The sequence below is a fragment of the Streptomyces triticagri genome (assembly GCF_003429565.1).
In the GTDB taxonomy this organism is placed as follows: Bacteria; Actinomycetota; Actinomycetes; order Streptomycetales; family Streptomycetaceae; genus Streptomyces; species Streptomyces triticagri.
In genome coordinates this window covers 1-21,878 of sequence record NZ_QUAK01000229.1, presented here as the reverse complement: position 1 = coordinate 21,878, position 21,878 = coordinate 1, and the positions used below count along the sequence as shown (strand labels likewise).

The window sequence follows — 21,878 nt, the reverse complement described above, 5'->3', positions numbered from 1 at the left end:
TCCGCGCCGCTCAGTTGGTTCCGCTCAGTTGGTGCCGATCTTCGCCAGCAGGTCCACGATCCGCGACTGCACCTCGGCGCTCGTCGACCGCTCGGCGAGGAAGAGCACCGTCTCGCCCGAGGCCAGCCGGGGGAGTTCGGCCTGGTCGACGGCGGCCGTGTAGACGACGAGCGGGGTGCGGTTGAGACGGCCGTTGGCCCGCAGCCAGTCGACGATGCCGGCCCGCCGGCGCCGTACCTGCATCAGGTCCATCACCACGAGATTCGGGTGCATCCGGGTCGCGAGGTCGACGGCCTCCGCGTCGTCGGCCGCCTGCGCCACCTGCATGCCCCGCCGCTCCAGCGAGGTGGTCAGCGCCAGCGCGATCTCCGGGTGCTCCTCGATGAGCAGGACCCGCGACGGGTGCTGCTCGCTGTCCCGCGGGGCGAGCGCCTTCAGGAGCACCGCGGGATCCGCGCCGTACGCCGCCTCACGCGTGGCCTGACCGAGCCCCGCCGTCACCAGGACCGGCACCTCCGCGGCGACCGCGGCCTGACGCAGCGACTGCAGGGCGGTCCGCGTGATCGGCCCCGTCAGCGGATCCACGAAGAGCGCGGCCGGGAAGGCCGCGATCTGGGCGTCCACCTCGTCACGGGAGTTGACGATCACCGGCCGGTAGCCGCGATCGCTGAGTGCCTGCTGCGTGGACACGTCCGGGGCCGGCCAGACCAGCAGCCGCCGCGGGTTGTCCAGCGGCTCGGGCGGGAGTTCGTCGTCCATCGGCTGCGGCTGGGGGCGGTTGGCGACCTCCACCGCGCCGTTCGGACCGTCGAGCGGCTCGGGCCCCTCGACGCCCGCGTCCGGTGCCCCTATGGCGTACGCCCTGCCCTGCGGCTGCTGGACGGGCTGCCCCGGCGCACCCTGGGCGGACTGCGGACCGGACGGCGGGCTCGCCACCGGCGCGGAGGGCTGCGCCTGGTGCGGTACTTGGTGCGGTGCCTGTTCCGGTACGCCCTGGCCGGAGCCGGCGTGACGCTCGGCTTCGCCGGGTGTGCTCAGGCGGCGGCGACGGCCGGAACCGCTCGCGGGCTGACCGCCACCGGTACGCGTCTGCCCGGTCGCGTCCTGCCCGGTCGGCGAACCCGGCGCGACCGCGTCCTGTCCCTGTCCCTGTGCCTGTCCTTGGTCCTGCACTCCCAACTGACCGGTGGCCGGCGCCCCGGGCAGCGGCTGCGGCTGCGGCTGTGCGGCCGACGGGAAGGGCTGGGCCTGCGGCCTGCGCTGCTGGTCGGCCACATGCTGGGCGAACGGGACGCCCTGCCCGAGGGTGCGGACTCTTATGGCCCTGCCCTGCGTCGAGTTGGGGTCGTCGCTCGCCGGGGCCGGCGCCCCGCGACCGTCCGTACCCGCCTCGGCGGGCAAGGGCTGGGCGATCCGCTCCCGTGGCTCGCCGGGGGCCCCCGGGCCGGCGACCGGCTGATCACCCGCGACCGGCTGCTCGGGCGGCAACGCCGCCGGGGCGCCGGCGCCGTCGCTCATCGGCTGGTCGGGTGCGGGCGCCCGGCGTCGTCCGGTGGGCTGCTGGACGGGGTGCGACTGGGGCGGCGTGTGGTCGGCGGCAGGGCCGCCGGGCGCGAGGTCGTGCCGGGCGGCCTGCTCTGCGGCGTCGCGGTGTGCCGCCTCGAAGTCGTCGCCACCGTCCTGCAGTTGCGGCTGAAGCCCTTGGCCCGCGGCGTGCGGAGCCTGCGGAGCGGCCTGGTGAGCGGCTTGCGGGCCAAGCTGCGGGCCGGGCTGAGCACCGGGCTGCTGCTGGGGATACGCGACGGACCTCGGGTCGACACCCGACGCGGCGACCGGCTGCACAGCATTCGGCTGCGCAGCATCACCCGGGACGTCACCCGGCACCGCAGCCTGCGGCTGCAGGGCGCGCGGATCCTGGACTTGATGCGGAATCTGCGACTCGGTGACGCCCGCGGCCACCGGACCACCCGGCCGCTGCGACGCCTCCGGGCGCCCGCCGCCGTGCTGCGCGACCCGCGGATCCGCGGGAGCGGGCTGCGGTACGGGCCCGGCAGCACCGGGACCGGCATCGGGCGCCACGGCCCCCGGCGCCGGAGCAGTCTGCCCGGCCCGACCGGAACCGTCGCCGTACGGCACCTGCTGCGACGGCCCCGGGAGGCCGCCTGGCTGATCCTGGTAGGCCACTTGCCCGGGAATCTCCGCCCGCCCGGACCCGCCCTGCGGCCCACCGGCCACGCCCGGCTGCCCCAAGGCCGACTGACCCGAATCCGACTGACCCAAGTCCGGCCGGCCGACGCCCTGCTCTCCGACGCCCGCCGGGCCAACCCCCGCCGGGTCGACACCCGACGGGCCAACCCCCGCCGGGTCGACACCCGACGGGCCAACCCCCGCCGGACCGCCCCACGCCGCCGGATCCGCGCCGTCGTCCCGGACCGCCGCCCGGTCCCCCGACCCCGGCGACCACGCCACCTCACCGGTCAACTCACGCGCATGGTCCGGCGACCCGGGCGTACGGTCCGCCTCGGCCGGCGGCAGCGCGAACGGCGTCCGTTCACCCGACTCCTGCTGCGCCGCCCGCTCCCTCGCAGCCGCGAGCGCACGACGCGCCCGCCGACCACCCGGCCGCCCCGCCTGCTCGGCCCCGCTCCCGGCCACCGGCTCCTCGGCGCCTCCCGACGGCAGCGCGGGCAGCGCACTCGCGGGATCGCGACGGGCCCTGCGCCCGGTCGGCGCCCCGGCCCCCGGCATCGCCATGCCCTGCGGCGGCACCGTCGCGCCGAGCCCGTGCGGCATCCCGGTACCGGGCGCCTGCTCACCCGCGGCGACCAGCGCCCCGTACCCCGCGGAATCCGACTCCCCACCGCGCTCACCGGCGTGCCCTGCGTCCGTACCCACGCCCTGGTCACCCTGCTCGGCAGCCGCACCGCCGCCCGAACCCTCCGCCGCTCCGGCCGCCCGGCGCCGCCTGCGCCCGGTCCCGCCGGAGGCACCGGCGCCGTCCGAACCACCGGGACCATCGGGGCCCTCGGCACCATCGGCCCGGTCCGAAGCGGCCGCCGGGAGTGCCTGCTGCCCCGCCGGCCGGCCACCGCGCCGCGGCAGCTGCTCACGACCGCCGTGTCCGTCCGCCGCGTCCCCCGCGGCACGCCGCCTCCGCCGCCCGGTCGGCACCTGCACGCCCTCGGCCACCTCGGCCGGAACACCGTCGGCCACCGCACGCTCATCCGCCGCAGCCGCACCACCAGGGGGCAGCTCCGCGCCGTTCTCCAGGAACGAGTTCACCGAAGAGCGACGGCCGCGACGCCGCCGACCACCGGTGCTCTGCCCGCCGTCCTGCGTCTCCTGCCCGGCGCCACCGGGCACAGCTTGCGCCACCGCCCCGGCACCCGCCCCGATCGGCACCTCGAGCACATACGCACTGCCCGGCGTCCCCGGCACCTCATGCGTCTGCAGCACACCACCGTGGGCCTGCACGATCCCCCGCACGATCGGCTCGTGCACCGGATCACCGCCTGCGTACGGGCCACGCACTTCGATCCGTACGACCTCACCGCGCTGCGCCGCAGCCACGACCACCGTCGAATCCAGGAACCCACCAGGGGCCGCGGCGGCCGGCGCACGCGTGTTCCCCGTGGCGTCGATACCGGCCACATCGGCGATCAGATGCGCCAGCGCCGTCGCGAGCCGCGCCGCGTCCACCTCCGCCTCGATCGCCGGCGCATGCACCGCGAACTGGGCCCGACCGGGCCCGATCAGCTCGACCGCCCCGTCCACACCGGCCGCCACGACCTGATCGAGCAGCACCGGTTCGCGATGCAGCTTCTCGGCCCCGGAGTCAAGGAGTTGGTACGCGAGGACATTGTCGACAAGCGTCGTCATCCGGGCATAGCCCGCGGACAGATGGTGCAGCATCTGGTTGGCCTCGGGCCACAGTTGCCCGGCCGGATCCGCGGCCAGCGCGCCGAGCTCGCCCCGCAGCTGGTCGAGCGGCCCACGCAGCGAGTCACCGAGCACCGCGAGCAGTTGGGCATGCCGCACGGACAGCGCCTCGTACCGCGCGGCCTCCTGCTCGGCGAGCGCCTCGTAGCGGTCCTGCTCCCGCTCGGCGAGCGCGGCGTACCGCTCCTTCGCCTCCTCGGCCAGCGTCGCGTACCGCTCCTCGGACTCCTCGGCGAGCGTCGCGTACCGCCGCTCCGCCTCCTCGGTCTCCTTGCCGTGCCGGGCCACGAGCTTGTCGTACGACGTGCGGTCGGTGAACGCAAGGACGGCGCCCACCAGCTGGTCACCGTCCCGCACGGGCGCGGTGGTCAGATCCACCGGCACCGGACTGCCGTCCTTCGCCCACAGCGTCTGCCCGCGCACCCGATGCTTGCGCCCGGACCGCAGCGTGTCCGCCAGCGCACTCTCCTCGTACGGGAAAGGCTCACCGTCCGGCCGCGAGTGCTGGACCAGCGGGTGCAGCTCCTTGCCGCCGAGATCGCTGGCGCGATAGCCGAGGATCTGCGCGGCGGCCGGATTGACCAGGACGACCCGCCCCTCGGTGTCGGTGCCGACCAGACCCTCCGCGGCGGCCCGCAGGATCATCTCCGTCTGCCGCTGCGAACGCACGAGTTCGGCCTCGGTGTCCACGGTCCCCGAGAGGTCGCGGACAACGAGCATCAGCAGCTCGTCCCCGGAATAGCCATGACTCTCGTACGCGTCCCGCCCGTCCTCCAGATTCGCGCTGGTGACCTCCACGGGGAACTCGCTGCCGTCCGTACGCCGTGCGGTCATCCGCCGCGGCTTGGTCTGGCCCCGCCCGTCGGAGGCGTCGGGCCTGCGCATCGATCCGGGGATCAGCCGGGAGTCGAACTCCGGCAGCAGATCGAGCAGTCCGCGCCCCACCAGTGCCCAGCCCCGGGTCTCGAAGGTCTCGAGCGCGATGGTGTTGGCGTTGACTACCGTGCCGTTGGCGTTGACCAGCAGGAGTGCGTCCGGTAGGGCATCGAGTATGGCTGCGAGGCGAGCAGCGCCTCGGGATGGCCTGCTGCTCACGACGACGGATCCTCCCTTTACCGCACCTTGCCGACCGCCGAGGCCATCTTGCCCCTTGGCCCGTGGCGTGTCACGGGAGCGAGTCTACGGGCACGGGTTGCCCGCGCGACGCCGGATGAGAGGGAGGTCGCACGAAGGAGCTGTGAGCGCCTCGCGGGCACACAGTCACCGGACCGTCGCGCCGTCTCCCACCCCCGATCAGACCTGGGGAAGTACGGGAACCAGCGCATCCCAGCGGCCGATCTCGCAGCCGTCACCCCGCCCGAAGGCGGCATCCACCGGACGCCCGTGCCAACTCCCGGTCACGCGCGCGGTGGCCGGACCGCCGTACTGCATCGTGCACAGCGCGTCCTCAGGCACGGGCGCGAACGGGTCGCGCCCGTCGGCGGCCAGCGCCTCCAGCTGCTCGCACGCGGCCTCGGCCTCGGGATGCGAACCACCCGCGACACCGGGCCCGCACTCCAGCTCGTACGTCCCGTCGCCGGCGCCGCCCGTCTCCGCCACCGCCACGGTCAGGCGGTCCGGTTCGACCGGCGGGAGGTCGAGCCGGCCGAGCGGCACGGGCGCCGCATCGACGGCCTGGGCGAGACCGGGTGCCGCGGCGAGCGCGGCGACGGACGCGACGGCGGTGACGGCCAGGCGGCGCAGCATGAGAGCTCCAGGGTTCGTATTGACGGCTACTCCGACTAACGTCCGTACGGCCGTGACGTTGCGCCCTGAGACCCGGGGAAAGATGCTTTGCTCGCCGACCCGGCGGCCTAGTACCGTAGGGGGCGATTGGTGACGCAGCGCTTTGCTGTGTCATCATCTGCACCATCACGCGCTTCGCGCGGGTGTGCTGGAGGCGTCGCCTAGTCCGGTCTATGGCGCCGCACTGCTAATGCGGTTTGGGGTTTAACCCCCATCGAGGGTTCAAATCCCTCCGCCTCCGCAGTACGACTCAGGGAGTTCGGTCCGTCGGGACCGGGCTCCCTGAGCTGTTTCCCGACACTGCACCTCAGCGACAAAACCGCAGGTCAGACCAGCTGCGATAAACGGATTTCGCCTCCCGGCGCGGGTCATGTAATGTTGTTCCCGCAACGCCGACGGGGAAGAAAACCCCCGGAGACAAGCACTCGTAGCTTAACGGATAGAGCATCTGACTACGGATCAGAAGGTTGCAGGTTCGAATCCTGCCGAGTGCACAGCAGACCAGAGGACCCGTGGAGTGATCCACGGGTCCTCTGGCTTTTGCGTTGACGGCAGTGTTTGACGGCAACCGCCTCCGGGAGCGAATCAGACGGCTACCGGAACACCGGCCGCGCCGTCGTCATCGTCCGGGCCGTCGCCGTCACTCCGCAGGGCATCCCCGACGCGATCGAACGCCGAGCGCTGCGAGTCCAGCCGGACGAACGTGTAGATGTCCATGGTCACCCGGATCGAGCTGTGGCCGAGCACTTCCATGATCATGCGGGCGTCGGCGCCCTGCTCGTGGAGGAGCGAGGCGCAGGTGTGCCGCAGGTCGTGAAAGCGGACCTTGCGGACGCCGGCCCGGCTGCTGAGTGCCTCGAAGGAACGGTTCAGGTTGCGCGGCTCGATAGGGGTCCCGTTCTTCGTGGTGAAGACGAGGCCGTGGCCTGTGCCCTTCCAGTTGTTGCCCGCCGCATTCCGGTCCGCGATCTGCTGGGCGCGCTGGTCCCGGAGTGCCGTCACGCACTCAGGAGGTAGAGCGACACGGCGGGCCGAGCGCTGTGTCTTCGGCGCAACGATCAGCAGTTCGCCACCGACTCGCTGAAGGGCCTGCCGAACGGTGAGGACGCCTTCGTGCAGATCGAGGTCCGACCAGCGCAGGCCGAGGAGCTCCCCGCGTCGCAGGCCGATCCGGACCGCCAGCTCGTACGCGGCCCACAGCCGGTTTCCACGGGCAGTCGCCAGGAGCTGGCGCCCCTCCTTGGCCGTGAGCGGTTCGATCTCGCGCTTCGTCCCCATGCCCAGCTCTACGTTCCGGGCGACATTCCGGGGCAGCTCATCCTCACGTACGGCGTGCTGGAGAGCGGCCCGCATGATCACCAGGAGAAAGCGCACGGTCCGATCCGAAGGGAGCTTCTTGCAGCACTTGCCGAGGGCGCAGCAGCGCCGCTTGTGCTCCGGCCGCTGTTTGTCCTTGCCCTGCGCGCAGCACTGGCAGGTGGTGGCCGTCTTGGCGAGGAAGGCGCGTATGTCGCGGGCCGTGAGGCGGACCAGCTTCTTCTTGCCGAACTCCGCGGTGACGTAGTTCCGGACGAGGGACTCGTAGTTGACGTACGTCGTCCGGCGCACCTTGCCCTTGGCGACGTTCGCCAGCCAGTACGCCAGGTACTCGGAGACCGTCATCTTGCTGGTGGCGACCGGCAGGCCGTTGAGCGAGTCGGCCTTGAGCCGGGTCAGCCTCTCGTGCGCCTCGTCCCAGGTCTTCCCGTAGACGCTACGCCGCTTGTACGTGCCGTCCGTCCTGAGGACGTATGCACTGCCCTCCCAACGGCCGTCCTTGCGCTGGTAGATGGTGCCCTCGTTGTTGGCGTTCTTCTTCTGCTGCTTGGCCATCAGGCGGCTTCCTGTTCTGTGCGGCGAGATACGTAGTCGTGCACGGCGGCTTCGCTGATGCGGCGGCAGCGGCCGACCTTGAAGGAGGCGAGTTCACGGGAGCGGATCAGGTCGTAGACCTTCCACGCGCTGATGCGGAGGCGTTCGGCGACCTGAGGCACGGTCAGGACGGCGGCCGTCATCCGTGATCACCTCCCTCCGCTCTGAGCTTTCGAGCCCATGCGCGGTCGTGGCGGACCTGGGCGGCGAGGAGCTCCTCACCGGGGCTGTAGCCGACGCCGAGGAAGGCCCAGGCGGATTCGGTGACGAGGGTGGTGTCCGTGTCGTCCTCGGAGAGGCCGAGGTGGGCACGTGCCTTGGCGAGGCGCCAGGCGCGGCGAACGTCGCGGAGGGCACCGAGGGTGGTGGAGTAGCGGCGAGACTTGGTGGAGAAGTGGCCTCGGAACCCGAGCATGTGAGCCCACTTCCAGAGCTTGAGGTGGTCGAACTCCGCGAGCCGGCCGAGTTCGAAGGAAGTGCGGACCATCTGCCGCATGTGCTGGGCGACGACGAGGAACCGCAGCCGGACGCCTTCCCCGGTGCCGTAGCAGGTGAGGCAGTCACCCCCACCGCGCCGCCCGCGTCCCTGGCACATGGTGCAGAACACGGGAGAGTCGACAGTGCCGGAGTCCTCCGCGCCCTTGGTGGCGTACTTGGCGACGTAGGCGGCAACGGCCTCGTCGGTCAGTTCGGCCCCGTTGCCGATGCCGCTGACTTCCCGTACGTCGATCTGCCGGCCCCAGACGAATTCCCGCTCGCCCACGGCGTCGCCGTCGATCGTGAGGCTGACGCGTGAGGCCACCTTCCGTACGGCGTCGATGAGGAGGCCCACGGTGGCCGAGGGCGGCGGGGGTGTGGTGTGGCCGTCGGGGCCGTCGAAGCGGATGACTGCGTGGTAGTGGACGAGGCCGCGCTTTTGGTACTCGGCGACCTTGGCGAAGGAGATCCGCAGGGCCTCGGGCAAGGCTCGCTGTGAGAAGCCGAGTTGGGCGGCGATCTCGCGGCGGAGGTAGGTAGTGAAGCGGGCCCACAGGGCGGAGGCGTGGGCGTTCCACAGCACGGCGCCCGCGTAGTCGTAAGTGGTGGGGTCCAGGGGCATGCCGAGTGCGGGGTCGTCCTTCATGTGCCAGTCGCCGCAGCGGCAGGCCCGGCGTTTGGAACCGCCGCCGGGGCGGTTGTGGACGGGTCCGAAGGAGGGGGCGGTCAAAGTGGCGAACACCCGCGGATGGGTCCGTACGGTCTCCGAGATTTCCTTGCCGCCGGACAGGCCCGCGCGGATGAGCTGGAAGATGTCGCCCGAGTAGACGCGTGAGCAAGTGGCGCAGCGCGAGGCGCGGCGGTTGCCGCAGGAGACCAGGAGGCGCCCAGTGGGTTCGTCGTCGGTGTTGAAGACGTGAAGGGCCTCACCGGTGGCTGCGTTCAGGGTGGCGCTGTAGCCGGTGAGCTGGATGGGCTTGGAGCATCCGGCGAGGTACTCGACCTGCGCCTGTACGCGGTTGAAGTCGTCGAGTTGCACGAGCTGGAGGAGGTCTCGTACGGCGGGGTTCGCCACGTGGGTCAGGTCCAAGGTTTCAGGCATGGGTGTGCCGTTCCTCTCTGTGCGCAGGTGCGGGAGTTGGGCCCCGAGCCGCGCGAGAGCAGGGATGGCCGTACACGCGGCTCGGGGCAGGGGGAACCGTGGCCATAGGGCCAGCGGAGAGGGAGGAACGACGCCGGTTCAGATGGCCGGCGGAGGGCTCAGGCTCAGAGCCGAGCGTGCGCGGCGGTGGCCAGTGGCAGGGAGACGCCGAGGCGGGTTCGCAGCTGCGCGGGGGTGATGGCCTGCCCGTGGGCGGCGTGGTGCTGGTCGGCGATGGAGCGGGCCGCGTCGACCAGAGCGGGCGGGACCGGCATGGTCGGGGCTGGGTCCGGGGCGAGGGCCGGGGTATCGGGCGAGATAGCCGAGGCCGGGGATTCGGCCAGGGCATCGTGGGTCGGCAGCAACTCGGGTGGAGTCGGGGCCAGTTCGGGAGCCGGGACCAGGTTCGAGGTATTGGCTGGCGCAGGGTCGGAGGCGGGTTCGGTGACGAGGGCGGGTGTGTTGTCGCCGGAGGCGAGGGTGTGGAAGTGCCGCAGGAGTTGCGGGCCGACCGCTCCCCAGCCGAGGAGCAGCAGGGGCGCCACGGCGTCGAGGGCGGCGCGGCCGTAGTGGCCGACGGCGATGGGTTCGGCGATGTTCAGGGCGAGGGTGAGCAGCCCGGACAGGTGCATGAGCCGGGTCGCACCCTTGAGCTCTTTCGCGTCCACTCCCCGCAGGGACAGATAGCGCAGTCCCACGAGGAGGCCGACCACGGACAGGTCGACCATGGGGGCGATCAGTGGAGCGATGGGGCGGGGTACGCCCAGGCGCAGGGCCAGGGACCACACGTTGCCGAAGGAGAACACGAACGCGAGGAGGGCGATGGTGGCCATGACGACGGTTACGGTCCGCTGCGTCACCCGTTCTTCACCCATGTACGTCACCTCCTTTCAACAGCCGTAGGAACAGGAGTTGTTGGGGTCATGCAGCCAGGGAGCCGGGGCCCTGCGGGTAGTCCTTGCGGAAGTTGGGGCCGCCTTCGAGGGCGACGATGAAGGCGATGGGGTCGCGGGTGAGGTAGGCGGTCGCCGCCGCGATACGGGCCGTGTCCGCGTCGGAGACGTAGGGCGTACGGACCCGGATGAAGCCGGGGCGGTCGTCGGCCCGCATCACCAGGACGCCGACGTACGAGGGGTGCTGGAGATTGACCGGGTTGGCGTCGTCCCAGTCGCGGATGTCGTCGCCGAGGGCGGCCACGGCGGCGTCCGTCGTGCGCTGGGCGAAGGACAGCGAGACCGGGCAGATGTCGCGGATGAACGTGGGGATCGCGTCGCCGGTGGGCTTCTGCGTGGTGGGGATGGTGACCATGCCCACGGACCGGCCCTTCTTCACCAGGTCCTCGATCAGCCGTGCGTTGTCGGCCGCGAGGGCCGCGAGCTTCTTGGTCTCGGGGTCGTTGCCCTTGTAGTCGCGCAGGAAGGTGTGGGCCTCGTCCACGATGATGATGATCAGCGGCCACTGTTCGGTGGGGCCTTGGTGCCACATGTTGGCGGTGCCGAACACCGAGCGGACCAGCGCGACGCGGCGGCGCCGCAGGTCCACCATCTCCTTGAGGAAGGTGTTCGCCGCCTTCAGGTCGTCGCCGACGAAGCGGAACAGGCGCGGGGCGATGGAGGCGTAGTCGCCCTCGTCTGCCGAGGACGCCTTGCCGTCGATCACGGCGAACTGCACCAGCGGGGACGGGGCAAGGTCGGACAGCAGACGGTTGAGGAACGAGGTCTTGCCCTTGCCAGTGCCGCCGGCCACCGTGGCGCCGGGCACGTTGTTGAACGAGACGATGGCGGGTAGGGCGAACTCATCCATCCCGATTTCCCAGCGGGTGACGTCCTTGGGCGGCAGCCCCGTGGGCACGTGAACGGTCGTGGTGGCCAACGGGTCTTCCCGTACGGCCCGGATGGTGACCTGCCCCGGCCTGTCGGCCGGGACGACGGAGACGCGCACGCAGCCCCAGGCGTCCGCGAGGAAGCGGGCCGCTTTCTGGAACTCCTCCAAGGAGACTTTGGGCAGGCAGGTGGCGGTGATGATGACGCCGTACTCGTCCGGGATCACCTTGATCTTGGGGACCAGGGTGCGCGGCTCGATCTTGCGGTTCTTGTCGCTGCTGAACTCCTGACCGATCTGCGCCCCGATAGTGGGCTTCTTGTCGGCAACGCACAGGCCCGCCATCTCCGCGAGCCGCGCCCAGCGGAAGCGGATGCGCACGGCCAGCCAGATGCTGCGGCGCATGCCCGGCGTGGCCCGCACGTAGCGGACGACCTGGACGATGAGCAGGATGAGGAAGAGGGCCAGGCCCGCCCCGACAACCATCGGGGCGAGACCGGCGATCTCGGCGGGGCTCATTCGCCCGCCCTCCTTTCGTTGGTGCCGTACAGGAACCCGAACAGCGCCATCTGGAGGTCAACCAGATCCAGGCCGTTGCTGATCTCGGGATAGTCGTGGGACTGGATGGCCATGCGCACGTCGTGCAGCAGGCCGAACGTGAACCGCGGGTCGTCGTCCCCACCCTCCGGAGTGACCGGGTACGCCTTGGAGGTGGGCCCCATCACGCGGCCTTCCTGGTCTGCTTCAGGTGCTCGGCCGCCAGGTCCGCCGGATGCTGCTCCACCTCCGGCGTCACGGTCTGGGCGGCGGGCTGGACCAGGGTCAGTGCCGGAGTCCGGAAGGCAACCCCCTGCGAGAGGTTGCCGTTGAAGATGCGGGCCCACGGGGTCGCCACCAGGCCCAGCGGCTTGACGACCACGCCGGGCTTGAGCCCGTTGGGCAGCCCGGTCTCCGGGACGGTGACTTTCAGCAGCTCCGCGCGTCCGGCCTCCATCAGCATCAGCTGAATCGTGTACAGCGGGGCGTTGGTGTCGCGGTCGACCAGCGGGACGTTGGTCTCCAGGTTGACCTTGAGCTGGGCGTCGCTGCCCGCGATGCAGACGGAATCGGCGGCGAGGGCGACGTTGAACGAGGCCATAGAGGTGACTCCTTGAGAGAGGTTCGACGACCGTGCTCGGTGTCGATGGGCTAGATGGTGCACTACGGTCCGCTAATCCGTCAACCACTAAAAATCGTGATGGTCCACTAGCGCGCTTGAAAGGGACTGGCGATGCCCGGGCGGGACGAGTGCGATGGGTGCACTAAGCGGGCTACCCTCGGAGCATGGTGATGTCAGGCGAGAGCGCGGAACACGCGCGGTCCATGCTCGAAGCGGCCAGGAATCCGGCGTATCGACAGGTCGCCGATGATCTGCGCCGCAAGATCAGGGCCGGCGAGTATCAGCCGGGCGCGCGTGTGCCGTCCTCCCGGGACCTGGAGAAGGCGTACGACATCGCCAACATGACCGCGCGGAGTGCCCTGCGCGTACTGGTCGACGAGGGACTGATCCGCACGGCGGTCGGCCGGGGCAACTTCGTTGCGGACCCTCTCCCTCCAGAGCCTTCCGACGTGGAGCAGGAGGAAGGCCCGCAGGAACAGCTGCACAGTGCCGAGTACTTGGAGCTGTCCAAGCAGGTGCGTGAGCTGAAGGCCGAAGTCGCGGAGCTGCGTGGCATCTTCCAGCAGATCGCGGCCCTCACGGGGCCTCGGAAGTAGCCTTCAGACTCTTCAGTACTTCCAGGGCCATCCGCTTCAACTCCCCGATTTCTGTGCTGAGTTCTGCGATATCGGCTGCGATCATCTGGCTTTCCTGCGCGTCCATGCTTCCACCCCTTGTCGTCTGCTGCCGCATTTCCGTACTGCCATCCGAGCCCTCAGGCCCGACCGAAACCCCGACCAGGTCACCCCGACCGCGGTAACAGTTCGGTCTCGACGCCCCCGACCAGCGGGGCGGTACGAGCACTCCTGCGGCGATCACGGGCAATCTGCCTACCGAAACGGACACCCGCCAGGTCTGCTCCCGCACCACGGGAAGGCGTTTGTCGAACTCCCGCCCTGCGGTGAACCAATCCGCCCACGCGGTCCGCCCGGCACAACGCGCCTCTGCCTTCCGGCATGTATCCACCTGTACGCGGGCAGACCCAACTCCGCCGCGCGGTCAAGTCGCCCATGGTGTGAGCCACGTTCATTCCGATCCCCTCTCGTCCGGGTCCACTCCGGTTGGTCGCGTATTACATGTGCGCGGAGCCGGGCCCGTGTGACGCCGAGGCCGCGCCTTTCTTCCCTCTCACTGCTCAACGCAAGGGTCAGGGCCGACTCAAACGTGACCGCCGGACCCGGACTTGTTGCGCGTGAACATCTAGCACCCGCCACAGAAACCGCCTATTTGTCGTTCTCGATGCCTTTTGGATTCGCGTGAAATAGGCACAGAACAGGACTGTGACCTACGTCACGTTGAAAACTCCACTGACGTTTTGCCTGGTCAGCGGATACACGGAATCCTGCAACGGATTGCCTGTGGATAGATTTCTGCGATCTCAGCCATGGCCGCAAAGGTGCATAACGGTGTTAAACAGCATGATTTGGCGACACCGAGGGCAGGCAGGGGCGCGCACGAGCAGAACGGGGCAGGCCGTGCCGGAGCAACGCGCAGGCGACCAGCCGAAGCAGCGCCAGCAGAAGGCGCGTTCAAAGCTTCTTTACTGAATCAAGGCGGCCCGCTGTCGCGGGCCGCGCGGCGCGGCGCCACGGGCGCCGCACGCTCCTGTCTACCGCCCCGCTTACGGCACCCCCGGCACTCGCCGCCGCAATGCTGGCGGGATCGGGCAACTATGGCCGCACAGACGCCTGATCACTCCACGGCGATGCACTACTGATGCTGCGTCAGGCAGAGCTCGCCGACTCTCTCCCTGCGCCGCCCCCTGCGACAGGAGCAGGCATCTAGATGCGGGCGAACGTCAGCCGACCCGCGTGCGACTGAATATGCCAATCCTCTAGTCAGAACTCACGCACCTCGATAGGTTCCTGCACACACATTGCGCACGTCTGGTCACAGGACGCGCACAAGCGTGGTCAATTCATCGATCGCCAGAGGCCCCTGGAGGTAGCACATGAGACGTGCCCGCAAGAGACTCGCGGGAATGATCTCTACAACGTTGCTGGTGTCCGTAGTTGCAACACTCCCAGCATCCGCCGACGAACCCGCGAAGCCGCCAACTTCGCCCAACCGCGCGGCCGCGCTGGTAGAGAAGCTCGGCGACGACAGGACGGGAGGCTCGTACTACAAGGATGGGCGCCTGGTGATCGCGGTCACCGACGAGGCTGCTGCCGAATCAGTCCGGGACGCGGGTGGGGTCCCGGAATTGGTCGCTCGCAGCACGGCCGAGCTGTCGTCGATTCACCACGAGCTCGACGAAATATCCCCAGCACAGCCTGGGGCATCGAGGCCGACTCCAACCAGGTGAGCGTCGAAGTCTTCGACGGAGTGTCCACCGCCGGACGGGACAAGATCGAGCGCGTAGCAGCCGCCCACCCCGACGCGATACGCGTCAACAAGGTTGACAGCACACTGAAATTCAAGGCAACCGACCTGCGCGGCGGCAACGGGATCTGGTCCCAGAACTGGCTGTGCACTGCCGGATTCAACGCCAAGAGCTCCTCGGGGGCGATCTACACGCTCACTGCCGGACACTGCGTGCCTGGCACCGGCAACATCTGGTACATGGACTGGAACAGCACACAGATCGGCACGCAGACTGCCTACAACTTCGGTACCGGCACCAGCGGGTCGTGTGATGGATCCACTCGCGGCTGCGACTGGGCGGTGATCAGGGCGGACGGTCCTAGCATTAATCCGCTCGGGACAGTCCGGTACTGGGGTGGCAAATATCACCAGATCAACGATTCGCGGTACCCGGCGGAGAACGAGTCCATCGACAGGATCGGAGTCAACAGCGAGGACAAGACGGGCAACGTCACCAAGACGAGCGTGACTGTCAACATCGGCGGCAAAACGATGTACGGCATGTTCGAGACGAACAACTGCGCGTTGGGCGGCGACAGCGGAGGCCCTGCTCTGAACGGGAACACCGCTCTCGGGCTTCTGTCGGGGGGATCCGAAGAAACCAAATGCAGCTCCTCCTCCAGTGGCAACTACCGCAACTACTTCACGAAGGTGCAGACAGTTCTAAATGAGCGTGGCCTCAAGGTCTATTGAGGCACTGACTGAGCGCGCTGCCCCACTCAACGAAACCCGCGCGGGCTCAGTCACGTCATAGGAGCAAGGCGACTAGTTGTCGCGCCGTTCGTCTGGGAGGCCACATGCATCACACGGCATCACGCTCGGTCGGTGTCATCGGCGGGATTGCCCTGACCGCGACTGCCCTGGGGGTAAGTGCTGGTTGTGGCACCCAGGCGGCGGTCGGCAACGACTCCGAAGCGCTCAGGGATCGTGCCCGACAGGTTGCTCAGGCCTGGGACGACGATTCCACCGCAACTGCCGCCTGGCGTACGGGCTACTACCCCATGGAAGAAGAAGTTCAGCTACCACAGGGCGGTTTGCATGACAAGGTTGACGAACATGCCTACGAGAAGGGCAACTTTGCCCTGCGAGGCAAGCTACCCAGCGGAACAGCGACAAGCGGTCGGGTCACCTGGGCTGGAGACAAGTCGCTCACCCAACCTCTGATTGACGCGGAGAAGGCATACGAGTCCTTGGCGCGAAACCGCGCTGGCGAGAGACCTCAACTCACCGTGACCGGAGCAAAGTTGGGCACGATGCGTGTAGCCACAAGCCGCGGCCCTGCAACGGTCCCGGCCTGGCTGTTCACACTCGATGGCTACGACGCTCCCCTCAAGGCTTCAGCTGTCCATCCGTCGAAGCGCGCCCAAACGCCCATCAAGCGGGCCGACGACGTCCCTGGTCTTCCGGTCAACCGGCTGATTGCGGAAGATGGACGCTCGGTCACCGTAATCGCCCTCCACGGAGCTTGCGACAATGGGCCGAAGGTGGAGGTTCTGGAAACCCGAGGGAGCGTCGTATTGTCGGCCACCGTCAAGCGCGCTGAGCATGACGGCAACTGTACTAAGCAGGCAAAGATGCAGCAGGTGACAGTAGAGCTCAAGCGTCCCCTGGGCAGCCGTATCCTGCTCGACGCCATCACAGGGCGGCCCATCCTGCACAAGGGACCGCAAGGAATTGCGTCGAACGAGAGCTGATCTCGCGCTCAAGAATGCCGAGACACCGTGGCTGGGGCGGCCGGCCTACACGGCTTTACGCACCTGTTTGGGCCGGGGCCCGTGTCGGGCAAGGCCAGGGAGCCACTCGTGCCACCCAAGGGCAGGCCCAAAAGCCTGCCCGAGTTGCTGAGCGAGCGTATGGCCCCCTGACCATGCCCGACCCCAACCCGAACAGGACACCGCCCAAAGCCGCTACGGCCGGCCGCGTGGTCATCCGCGGCATGCAGAATGCCCCGCCCGGCGGTCTTGCTCGCCGTCGCCGGACGGGGCTGCCGTCGATGCGCACGGGGAGGCGCAAGGACGGGGCAGGGGGAGAGGTAGGTCAGTCGAACGCGTCGGCGGGAAGCTCAGGGGACGGCACAGACTGCACCTCTGACAGGGGCAGTGCTTCGAGAAGCTTGGTTGCGGAACCGATCTTCAGGGCACCGAATTTGATGTACGCGCGCCCGGAACGAGCCACCAGGGCACGTACCTGTGACACTTCCGCCTCAGGTACCCCGGCGCGCAGAAGTGCGGCCTGGATAAGTCCGGCCAGATGGTCAGCCTCTGCCCGCGCGCTCTTGTACTGGTGGAGCGGGATCATCGCGCCTTCACCTCAGGGCAGCTGAAGTGCCGGTAGAGCACGAGGGGTGGACCCGATGATCGTTCCTGCACCGCCCGGCGTGCGGGCACGAGGGGGACGAAGCCCTGATTGCAGTTGGAGCAGCGACTACCCGAAGGTGGGTAGGTGGTGTACTCATCCCTGATCCCGCTGGTCTGCGCATTGGTGGCCATGTGTCCGCCGTCCCCTCGCGTGAGCTGGTGATGACCACGCTAGGAACGGGGCGCCCTCAACTCCCAGTCAATTGCACCTGATTGCGCACAGATTAGGTGAGCGTGTCCAAGGCCTTGCTGATGAGCGCACGAGCCTTCGCCCCGTAGACCGCCATCTCGGCCAGCACGGTGAACGTGTCGGCGTACATCGCCACTTCGCTCGGCTGCGTGATCGTGAGGTAGCCGGAGACGAGTTCCACGTTCACCTGTGTTGTGTCGAAGATCCAGAACCCTTCAACCGGCATCCGTGTGCGGCCTAGCCTCGTGGGGACCACTCCAACGCTGACGTTGGGGAGTGCGCTGATGGACAGCAAATGATCGAGTTGCTCGGCCTGCGTATCAACGTCACCGAGCCCGTTGCCCAACACGGACTCCTCGACCAGGAACGCGAAGCGCCGTTGCCCCTCGTGCACGACGCGTTGACGCTCCATGCGTGCGGCAACCGCATTCGCCACATCGTCGATCTGCACCCGCCTCCGCTGAACGGCCCGGAGCACATCTTCCGTGTACCCGTATGTCTGCATGAGGCCAGGCACCAGCCCCGGCGAGTACGCCCGAAACCAACTGGTCCGCTCGTAAAGCGGCAGGCGGGCTTCCTGAGCGCGTCGCAGTCCCGCTCGTTCCATTCGGCGCCATGACACCCACATGCCTTCGACGGCTCGCAGAGACGCGATCAGGTCCGCTGTCTGCTCCTCAGCGCCGCACGCTCGACACCACGCACGAATGTCATCGACAGACGGGGCAGTCTTCGCGGTCGAGATCCGGGAAACCTTGGACGGATGCCAACCGCACGCCGCAGCAAGGTCCTTGCCGTCAAGGCCCGCGTCCTTGCACAGCTCCCTCAGGCGGTCGGCAAGGACCTGTCGGGCCCGCTGAACACTCGATGATTCTGAAACAGCCATGGCGCGTCAGACCGGCTTGTACTCCTCGTGCGGGGTCGCACGTTCCCACACCGCTTCGAAGGCCGCGCCGACCAGGTCCACGACGGCTGGCTCGGTCCGCCACTCCCGGTCGACCACCTCCCCGATCCCGGAGAAGTACGTGAACAGGACCGACGACCCGTCGAACATCCACAGGTCGGTACCGGGAAGAGCGATGTCTGCCGCTTGACGCCTCGGCAGCCAGCGGACCAGTTCACCGGCAGCGACGTTCGGGAACGTCACGTCGTACTCGTACTTGATGTAGTCCGTCACGGGCTCCGAGACGATCCGCGCCCGCCGCATCTCGACCCCACGACCAGTAGTTTCGGCCACCACGTCGAGGAAGGGCCGCCACCACGAAGACCGGTCATCGGGGTCCAGGCGCTTGCCGTTCTGCCAAGCGATGAACTCGGGGTCACTGGGCTGGTAGGCGTCACGCATCTCCAGATGCACGGCGGAGTGCCGGGCCTTGGCCAGACCCTCAAGTACGGGGTTCGTCATCGCTCTACTCGCTGTCGTGAGGCGGCAGGTACTGCCGCATGACTTTCGGGAGCCGGATGATCGTCTCGTGGTCCGGAACGGCCGTGGAGTGACCGGGAATCGAGCCGATCTCCTGGCACGCCTTCACCTCGTCCTCCGTGGCCTTGTACGACTGGATCAGCAGATCCCCCGTGTCCTCGTCCAGCCAGATCGTTGGTGAGTCGGTGTCCGGGGTGTTCGGGATGATCCCCAGGAAACGCAAGCGCATGGCCTCTCCCCGCGTCGATCCGATTGCAGTGGATTGCATGACTCTCACTCGACCGGTGGGTACCGTCAAGAGCGCATGTTCGGCCATCTCGCGAGGAGAGGCGCGCCGCCTCGTGATCCGTCAGTGACGGCAACCCTGACGGCAACAACGGCACACAGAGGCCGGTGATCCCCACCGTCGGCGATCACTCCAGGAGGGGGCGGGCCACCCTCCCAACGAGCTGCCCGATCCTACGGATCAGAAGGTTGCAGGTTCGAATCCTGCCGAGTGCACAGCAGACCAGAGGCCCTGTGGAGCAATCCACGGGGCCTCTGGCTTTTGCCCCGAGCCCGCCCGCCGGCCAATGCGGCCGCGCGCCAAGGGAGTTACAGCCGGGCGGCTAGGAGCCGCCCATCCGTTGATCGCCGAGGACGTCCGATGCCGCTGCGCGGACGCCCTTGACCGCCTGGTACAGGAGGTGTTCCCGCTCGGCGGCGCGTGCGAAGTCCGCAGCCTTGCGGGAAGCGTCACCGGCATGGGCGTCACGGACCATGCGCCGGATGACCTCGGCCAGCTCGTCGGCCGCGTGCACTGCGCGGTGGAGCGCCTGCACCACGGATTGCGGGCCTTCGAGGATGACGTACTCGGCAGCCCGGTGAACGCCGCGGGCCTGGGCGTGGAAGCGCTCCATGTGGTCGTCGACCTCCCGCAGATCCGGGGAGTCCGCCCGCAGCGCCTCGCGCACCGCGTCCAGGGCCACATCGCGGTCGTACAGCGCGACCAGGTAGTTCGCATAGGCGTCCCGCCGGTGCTGGCGGCGCCATTGGGCGAACTGCGAGCGCGCAGCCACGCGCCCGGTGACCATCGCGGAGCCGAGGGTGGCCAGTGAGCCCACGGCGGCGCCCAGCAGTGCGGTCAGTCCAGCATCCATGGGCCAAGTCTGCCGCCGCCATCGGCACCGCAACGGTTCGCATCCTGCCGCGTGCACGGCAAGCACCCGGCACGCCGAAGGCCCCCGACCGATACTCCTGGTCAGGGGCCCTCAACCACCGCGGTGGGTGTGGGATTTGAACCCACGGTGACTTGCGCCACGACGGTTTTCAAGACCGGCGAGTGCGCGTCACATTTCCACTGGTCACAGCCCGTTTAACCTTCGAGGGGAAGGTACCTGGCCCACACATGGCCCACACGAGTCAGGGTGGTGGCCCCAGGGCCCTCCGCGCCCGATGCCAAATCTTGGTATGCACCGCGTGCTCCACGACCCCACCGCACGAAGATTTCACGCGACCTTGAGAGGGTCGGGCCGACGCCGGACCGACGTGCTTCCGCGTCCACTGTCGTTCGCCGACGCGCTGTAATATTGTTGTGCGCTGGAGGGCCCAACCCGACGCCATTCGGATCGGGCCACTCCAACGCAGTTCACGGGCCCGGTCGCGTATCAGTAGGCCGGGCTCGCTGCATGTGCAGCGACGGCCACTACCGGACTCGCAGGTGGGCGCCCTATCGGACGAACTGCCCCACCGTGGCAACAACTGTCACCAGCAGGCCCGCGCCAGCGAGCGTGACCTGCCACCTCTCGGGCCAGGTCCACCGCCTGCGGGGCTTCCACTCGTTCGAGCTGTGCATCTGCTCCTCCTGTTCCTCCAGTGGTGCCCCGATCGAATCGCCGGGGCAAACCTCCCCCTCCGGCACCCACATCGACACCGATGAAGACGGAACCCTGAAGGGAGGAACTGGTTGAGCGGCAACCATCATACGGGTGGCACTGACAAACCTGAGTACTCAAGTCCTGTAGCACGGAGGCCAGTTGCGGCCGAGCTGGCGCCGTTCCCTTGACCTCGCCGTTGACCGCTACCCGGAGGCGCCGGCAAGGGGCGACGCCTACCGCTCAGTGCGAGCGACCTGCCGCAGTCTGGCGCGGGCGCTCTCGCTCCGGAGCCGCGGATCGCTGTGCAGGCGATTCGACAGCATGATCAGTCGGCGCCGTAGCGCAGTGTTCCCTGGTCGCTCCGCAAGCTGCCGGTAGGCGTGATCCCACTCCTGCTGGGTGCGGATCAGATCAATATCACGCATACGTTCGATTAGATCGCGTGTTCGATTAAAGGTGCAAGGTGAGGATCACGATGCGGCGGAGCGTTGATCGCCTCAGGGTTCCCGTAGACGGGCTGCTGTCCTTAGCATCACTCAGGTCGCAGGAGACACAACGGGGAGCTGACATGGCAGACATGAGGTGCAAGCGCTGTGGGGCCAATCGCGGGAACGTGTTCCAGCCGTGCCCGAAGTGTGGTGCTTGGCAACCCCGGACACGCTGAAGCGCAAGCTCAAGGCGTAACGTCGGTGCGTGCTCGCGCTCTTTGACCTCGACGACACCTTGGTGGACCGCAGAGGGGGCCTGGCGGTCTGGGCCCTCGGTTTCGCTCGGTCGCGCGGCCTGCCTGCCGGATCCGAGTCGGTCATCCGCGAGCGCCTCGGAGACCGCGCCCGACCCGAGGACTTCGTTCATGTGCGGGCGCTGCTCGGCCTTGAAGACCCTCCGGAAGCCTTGTGGCGTGAGTACGTCGCCGGCATGGCCCGGTCGGCACGGTGCTTCCCAGGCGTACGGGAAGGGCTGGACGCACTGAGATCTGCCGGGTGGGTACTCGGTGTCGCCACGAATGGACCAGGGGATATTCAGCGGGCCAAGCTTGCTGCGTCAGACCTCTTGTCGCACTTCCATGGCATCTGCGTCTCGGAAGAGATCGGGGTCAGGAAGCCGGCCCCTGAGCACTTCGAGACGGCCGCCGCGCTGTGCGGTCGCAAGTTCGATGCCGAGTGCTGGATGGTCGGGGACAACCCCGAGACGGACATCGAAGGAGCCCAGGCAGCGGGGCTCCGTACCGCGTGGGTGGCCAACGGCCGGACGTGGGCGGGCTATGGCCGCGAGCCCGACATCGTAGCGCCGGGCGTCGCGGAGGCCATAGCGATGATGCGGCAGACCGGCTCTTAGACGCCATTTCACTTGGCCAGGCGGCGGTGACATATGAGGGTTGCGGCGATGGCGGTGAAGGCGAGGAAGTGTTCCGGCTTG

General features: G+C 68.6%; 19 protein-coding genes and 2 tRNA genes. 6 read left to right on the top strand and 15 right to left on the bottom strand.

The features are described 5' to 3' along the window. Positions 1-24 precede the first annotated feature (24 nt). Together DY218_RS30490 and DY218_RS30485 are read right to left on the bottom strand one after the other, a co-directional pair. Positions 25-5,034: a PAS domain-containing protein gene (locus DY218_RS30490; RefSeq protein WP_128559407.1), complete on the bottom strand. Its 5,010-nt coding sequence runs from the start codon at positions 5,032-5,034 to the stop codon at positions 25-27. A 198-nt stretch (positions 5,035-5,232) separates the two neighbouring features. Beyond that, entirely contained in the window at positions 5,233-5,685 is a 453-nt protein-coding gene (locus tag DY218_RS30485) for an SSI family serine proteinase inhibitor (protein ID WP_128559406.1), read from the bottom strand. A 189-nt stretch (positions 5,686-5,874) separates the two neighbouring features. On the opposite strand from DY218_RS30485, the gene DY218_RS30480 reads away from it, so the two are divergent. Together DY218_RS30480 and DY218_RS30475 are read left to right on the top strand one after the other, a co-directional pair. Beyond that, positions 5,875-5,965: transfer RNA gene (locus DY218_RS30480), tRNA-Ser, on the top strand. Positions 5,966-6,145: 180 nt separating this feature from the next. Then, positions 6,146-6,218, top strand: a tRNA-Arg gene (locus tag DY218_RS30475). 91 nt (positions 6,219-6,309) lie between these two features. Here DY218_RS30475 and DY218_RS30470 read toward each other — a convergent pair. From DY218_RS30470 to DY218_RS30440, 7 genes are all read right to left on the bottom strand, one after another. Then, the gene (locus DY218_RS30470; RefSeq protein ID WP_128559405.1) at positions 6,310-7,596 is read right to left on the bottom strand and encodes a site-specific integrase; all 1,287 of its coding nucleotides are present in this window, start codon (positions 7,594-7,596) and stop codon (positions 6,310-6,312) included. Next, the gene (locus tag DY218_RS30465; RefSeq protein ID WP_128559404.1) at positions 7,596-7,778 is read right to left on the bottom strand and encodes a helix-turn-helix domain-containing protein; all 183 of its coding nucleotides are present in this window, start codon (positions 7,776-7,778) and stop codon (positions 7,596-7,598) included. Before DY218_RS30465 ends, DY218_RS30470 begins: the two co-directional genes overlap by 1 nt. Continuing rightward, positions 7,775-9,214, bottom strand: coding sequence for a replication initiator (locus DY218_RS30460; RefSeq protein WP_128559403.1), 1,440 nt, complete (start codon positions 9,212-9,214; stop codon positions 7,775-7,777). Before DY218_RS30460 ends, DY218_RS30465 begins: the two co-directional genes overlap by 4 nt. Before the next feature lie 164 nt (positions 9,215-9,378). Continuing rightward, positions 9,379-10,128: a DUF2637 domain-containing protein gene (locus tag DY218_RS30455; protein ID WP_128559402.1), complete on the bottom strand. Its 750-nt coding sequence runs from the start codon at positions 10,126-10,128 to the stop codon at positions 9,379-9,381. A 46-nt stretch (positions 10,129-10,174) separates the two neighbouring features. Beyond that, positions 10,175-11,593 (bottom strand): FtsK/SpoIIIE domain-containing protein, encoded by a 1,419-nt coding sequence (locus tag DY218_RS30450; protein WP_128559401.1) that lies wholly within the window; start codon positions 11,591-11,593, stop codon positions 10,175-10,177. Next, a complete protein-coding gene (locus DY218_RS30445; protein ID WP_128559400.1) occupies positions 11,590-11,796 on the bottom strand; it encodes a hypothetical protein in 207 nt (68 codons plus the stop codon). Before DY218_RS30445 ends, DY218_RS30450 begins: the two co-directional genes overlap by 4 nt. Beyond that, on the bottom strand, positions 11,796-12,212 hold the full coding sequence (locus DY218_RS30440) for a hypothetical protein (RefSeq protein WP_233521979.1): 417 nt from the start codon (positions 12,210-12,212) through the stop codon (positions 11,796-11,798). The genes DY218_RS30445 and DY218_RS30440 overlap by 1 nt, the downstream gene beginning before the upstream one ends. A 185-nt stretch (positions 12,213-12,397) precedes the next feature. On the opposite strand from DY218_RS30440, the gene DY218_RS30435 reads away from it, so the two are divergent. After that, the gene (locus DY218_RS30435; RefSeq protein WP_233521978.1) at positions 12,398-12,829 is read left to right on the top strand and encodes a GntR family transcriptional regulator; all 432 of its coding nucleotides are present in this window, start codon (positions 12,398-12,400) and stop codon (positions 12,827-12,829) included. Here the strand turns inward: DY218_RS30435 and DY218_RS35660 are convergent. Next, complete coding sequence (locus DY218_RS35660) at positions 12,810-12,935, bottom strand: hypothetical protein (RefSeq protein WP_267899393.1); 126 nt, start codon at positions 12,933-12,935, stop codon at positions 12,810-12,812. The genes DY218_RS30435 and DY218_RS35660 overlap by 20 nt on opposite strands. Before the next feature lie 1,638 nt (positions 12,936-14,573). Between DY218_RS35660 and DY218_RS34395 the strand changes: the two genes are divergently transcribed. Together DY218_RS34395 and DY218_RS30425 are read left to right on the top strand one after the other, a co-directional pair. Continuing rightward, positions 14,574-15,329: a S1 family peptidase gene (locus tag DY218_RS34395; RefSeq protein ID WP_158574167.1), complete on the top strand. Its 756-nt coding sequence runs from the start codon at positions 14,574-14,576 to the stop codon at positions 15,327-15,329. A 104-nt stretch (positions 15,330-15,433) separates the two neighbouring features. Beyond that, on the top strand, positions 15,434-16,330 hold the full coding sequence (locus tag DY218_RS30425) for a hypothetical protein (protein WP_199566904.1): 897 nt from the start codon (positions 15,434-15,436) through the stop codon (positions 16,328-16,330). A 343-nt stretch (positions 16,331-16,673) separates the two neighbouring features. Here the strand turns inward: DY218_RS30425 and DY218_RS30420 are convergent, their stop codons facing one another. From DY218_RS30420 to DY218_RS30400, 5 genes are all read right to left on the bottom strand, one after another. Then, on the bottom strand, positions 16,674-16,934 hold the full coding sequence (locus tag DY218_RS30420) for a hypothetical protein (RefSeq protein ID WP_128559398.1): 261 nt from the start codon (positions 16,932-16,934) through the stop codon (positions 16,674-16,676). 283 nt (positions 16,935-17,217) lie between these two features. Continuing rightward, on the bottom strand, positions 17,218-18,066 hold the full coding sequence (locus DY218_RS30415) for a helix-turn-helix domain-containing protein (RefSeq protein ID WP_128559397.1): 849 nt from the start codon (positions 18,064-18,066) through the stop codon (positions 17,218-17,220). A 6-nt stretch (positions 18,067-18,072) separates the two neighbouring features. Continuing rightward, positions 18,073-18,585 (bottom strand): DUF6879 family protein, encoded by a 513-nt coding sequence (locus DY218_RS30410; RefSeq protein WP_128559396.1) that lies wholly within the window; start codon positions 18,583-18,585, stop codon positions 18,073-18,075. 4 nt (positions 18,586-18,589) lie between these two features. Next, on the bottom strand, positions 18,590-18,832 hold the full coding sequence (locus tag DY218_RS30405; protein WP_128559395.1) for a hypothetical protein: 243 nt from the start codon (positions 18,830-18,832) through the stop codon (positions 18,590-18,592). Positions 18,833-19,211: 379 nt separating this feature from the next. Beyond that, the gene (locus DY218_RS30400; protein ID WP_128559394.1) at positions 19,212-19,742 is read right to left on the bottom strand and encodes a proline dehydrogenase; all 531 of its coding nucleotides are present in this window, start codon (positions 19,740-19,742) and stop codon (positions 19,212-19,214) included. A 1,410-nt stretch (positions 19,743-21,152) separates the two neighbouring features. On the opposite strand from DY218_RS30400, the gene DY218_RS30390 reads away from it, so the two are divergent. Beyond that, on the top strand, positions 21,153-21,797 hold the full coding sequence (locus tag DY218_RS30390) for an HAD family hydrolase (RefSeq protein WP_128559392.1): 645 nt from the start codon (positions 21,153-21,155) through the stop codon (positions 21,795-21,797). Positions 21,798-21,878 lie beyond the last annotated feature (81 nt).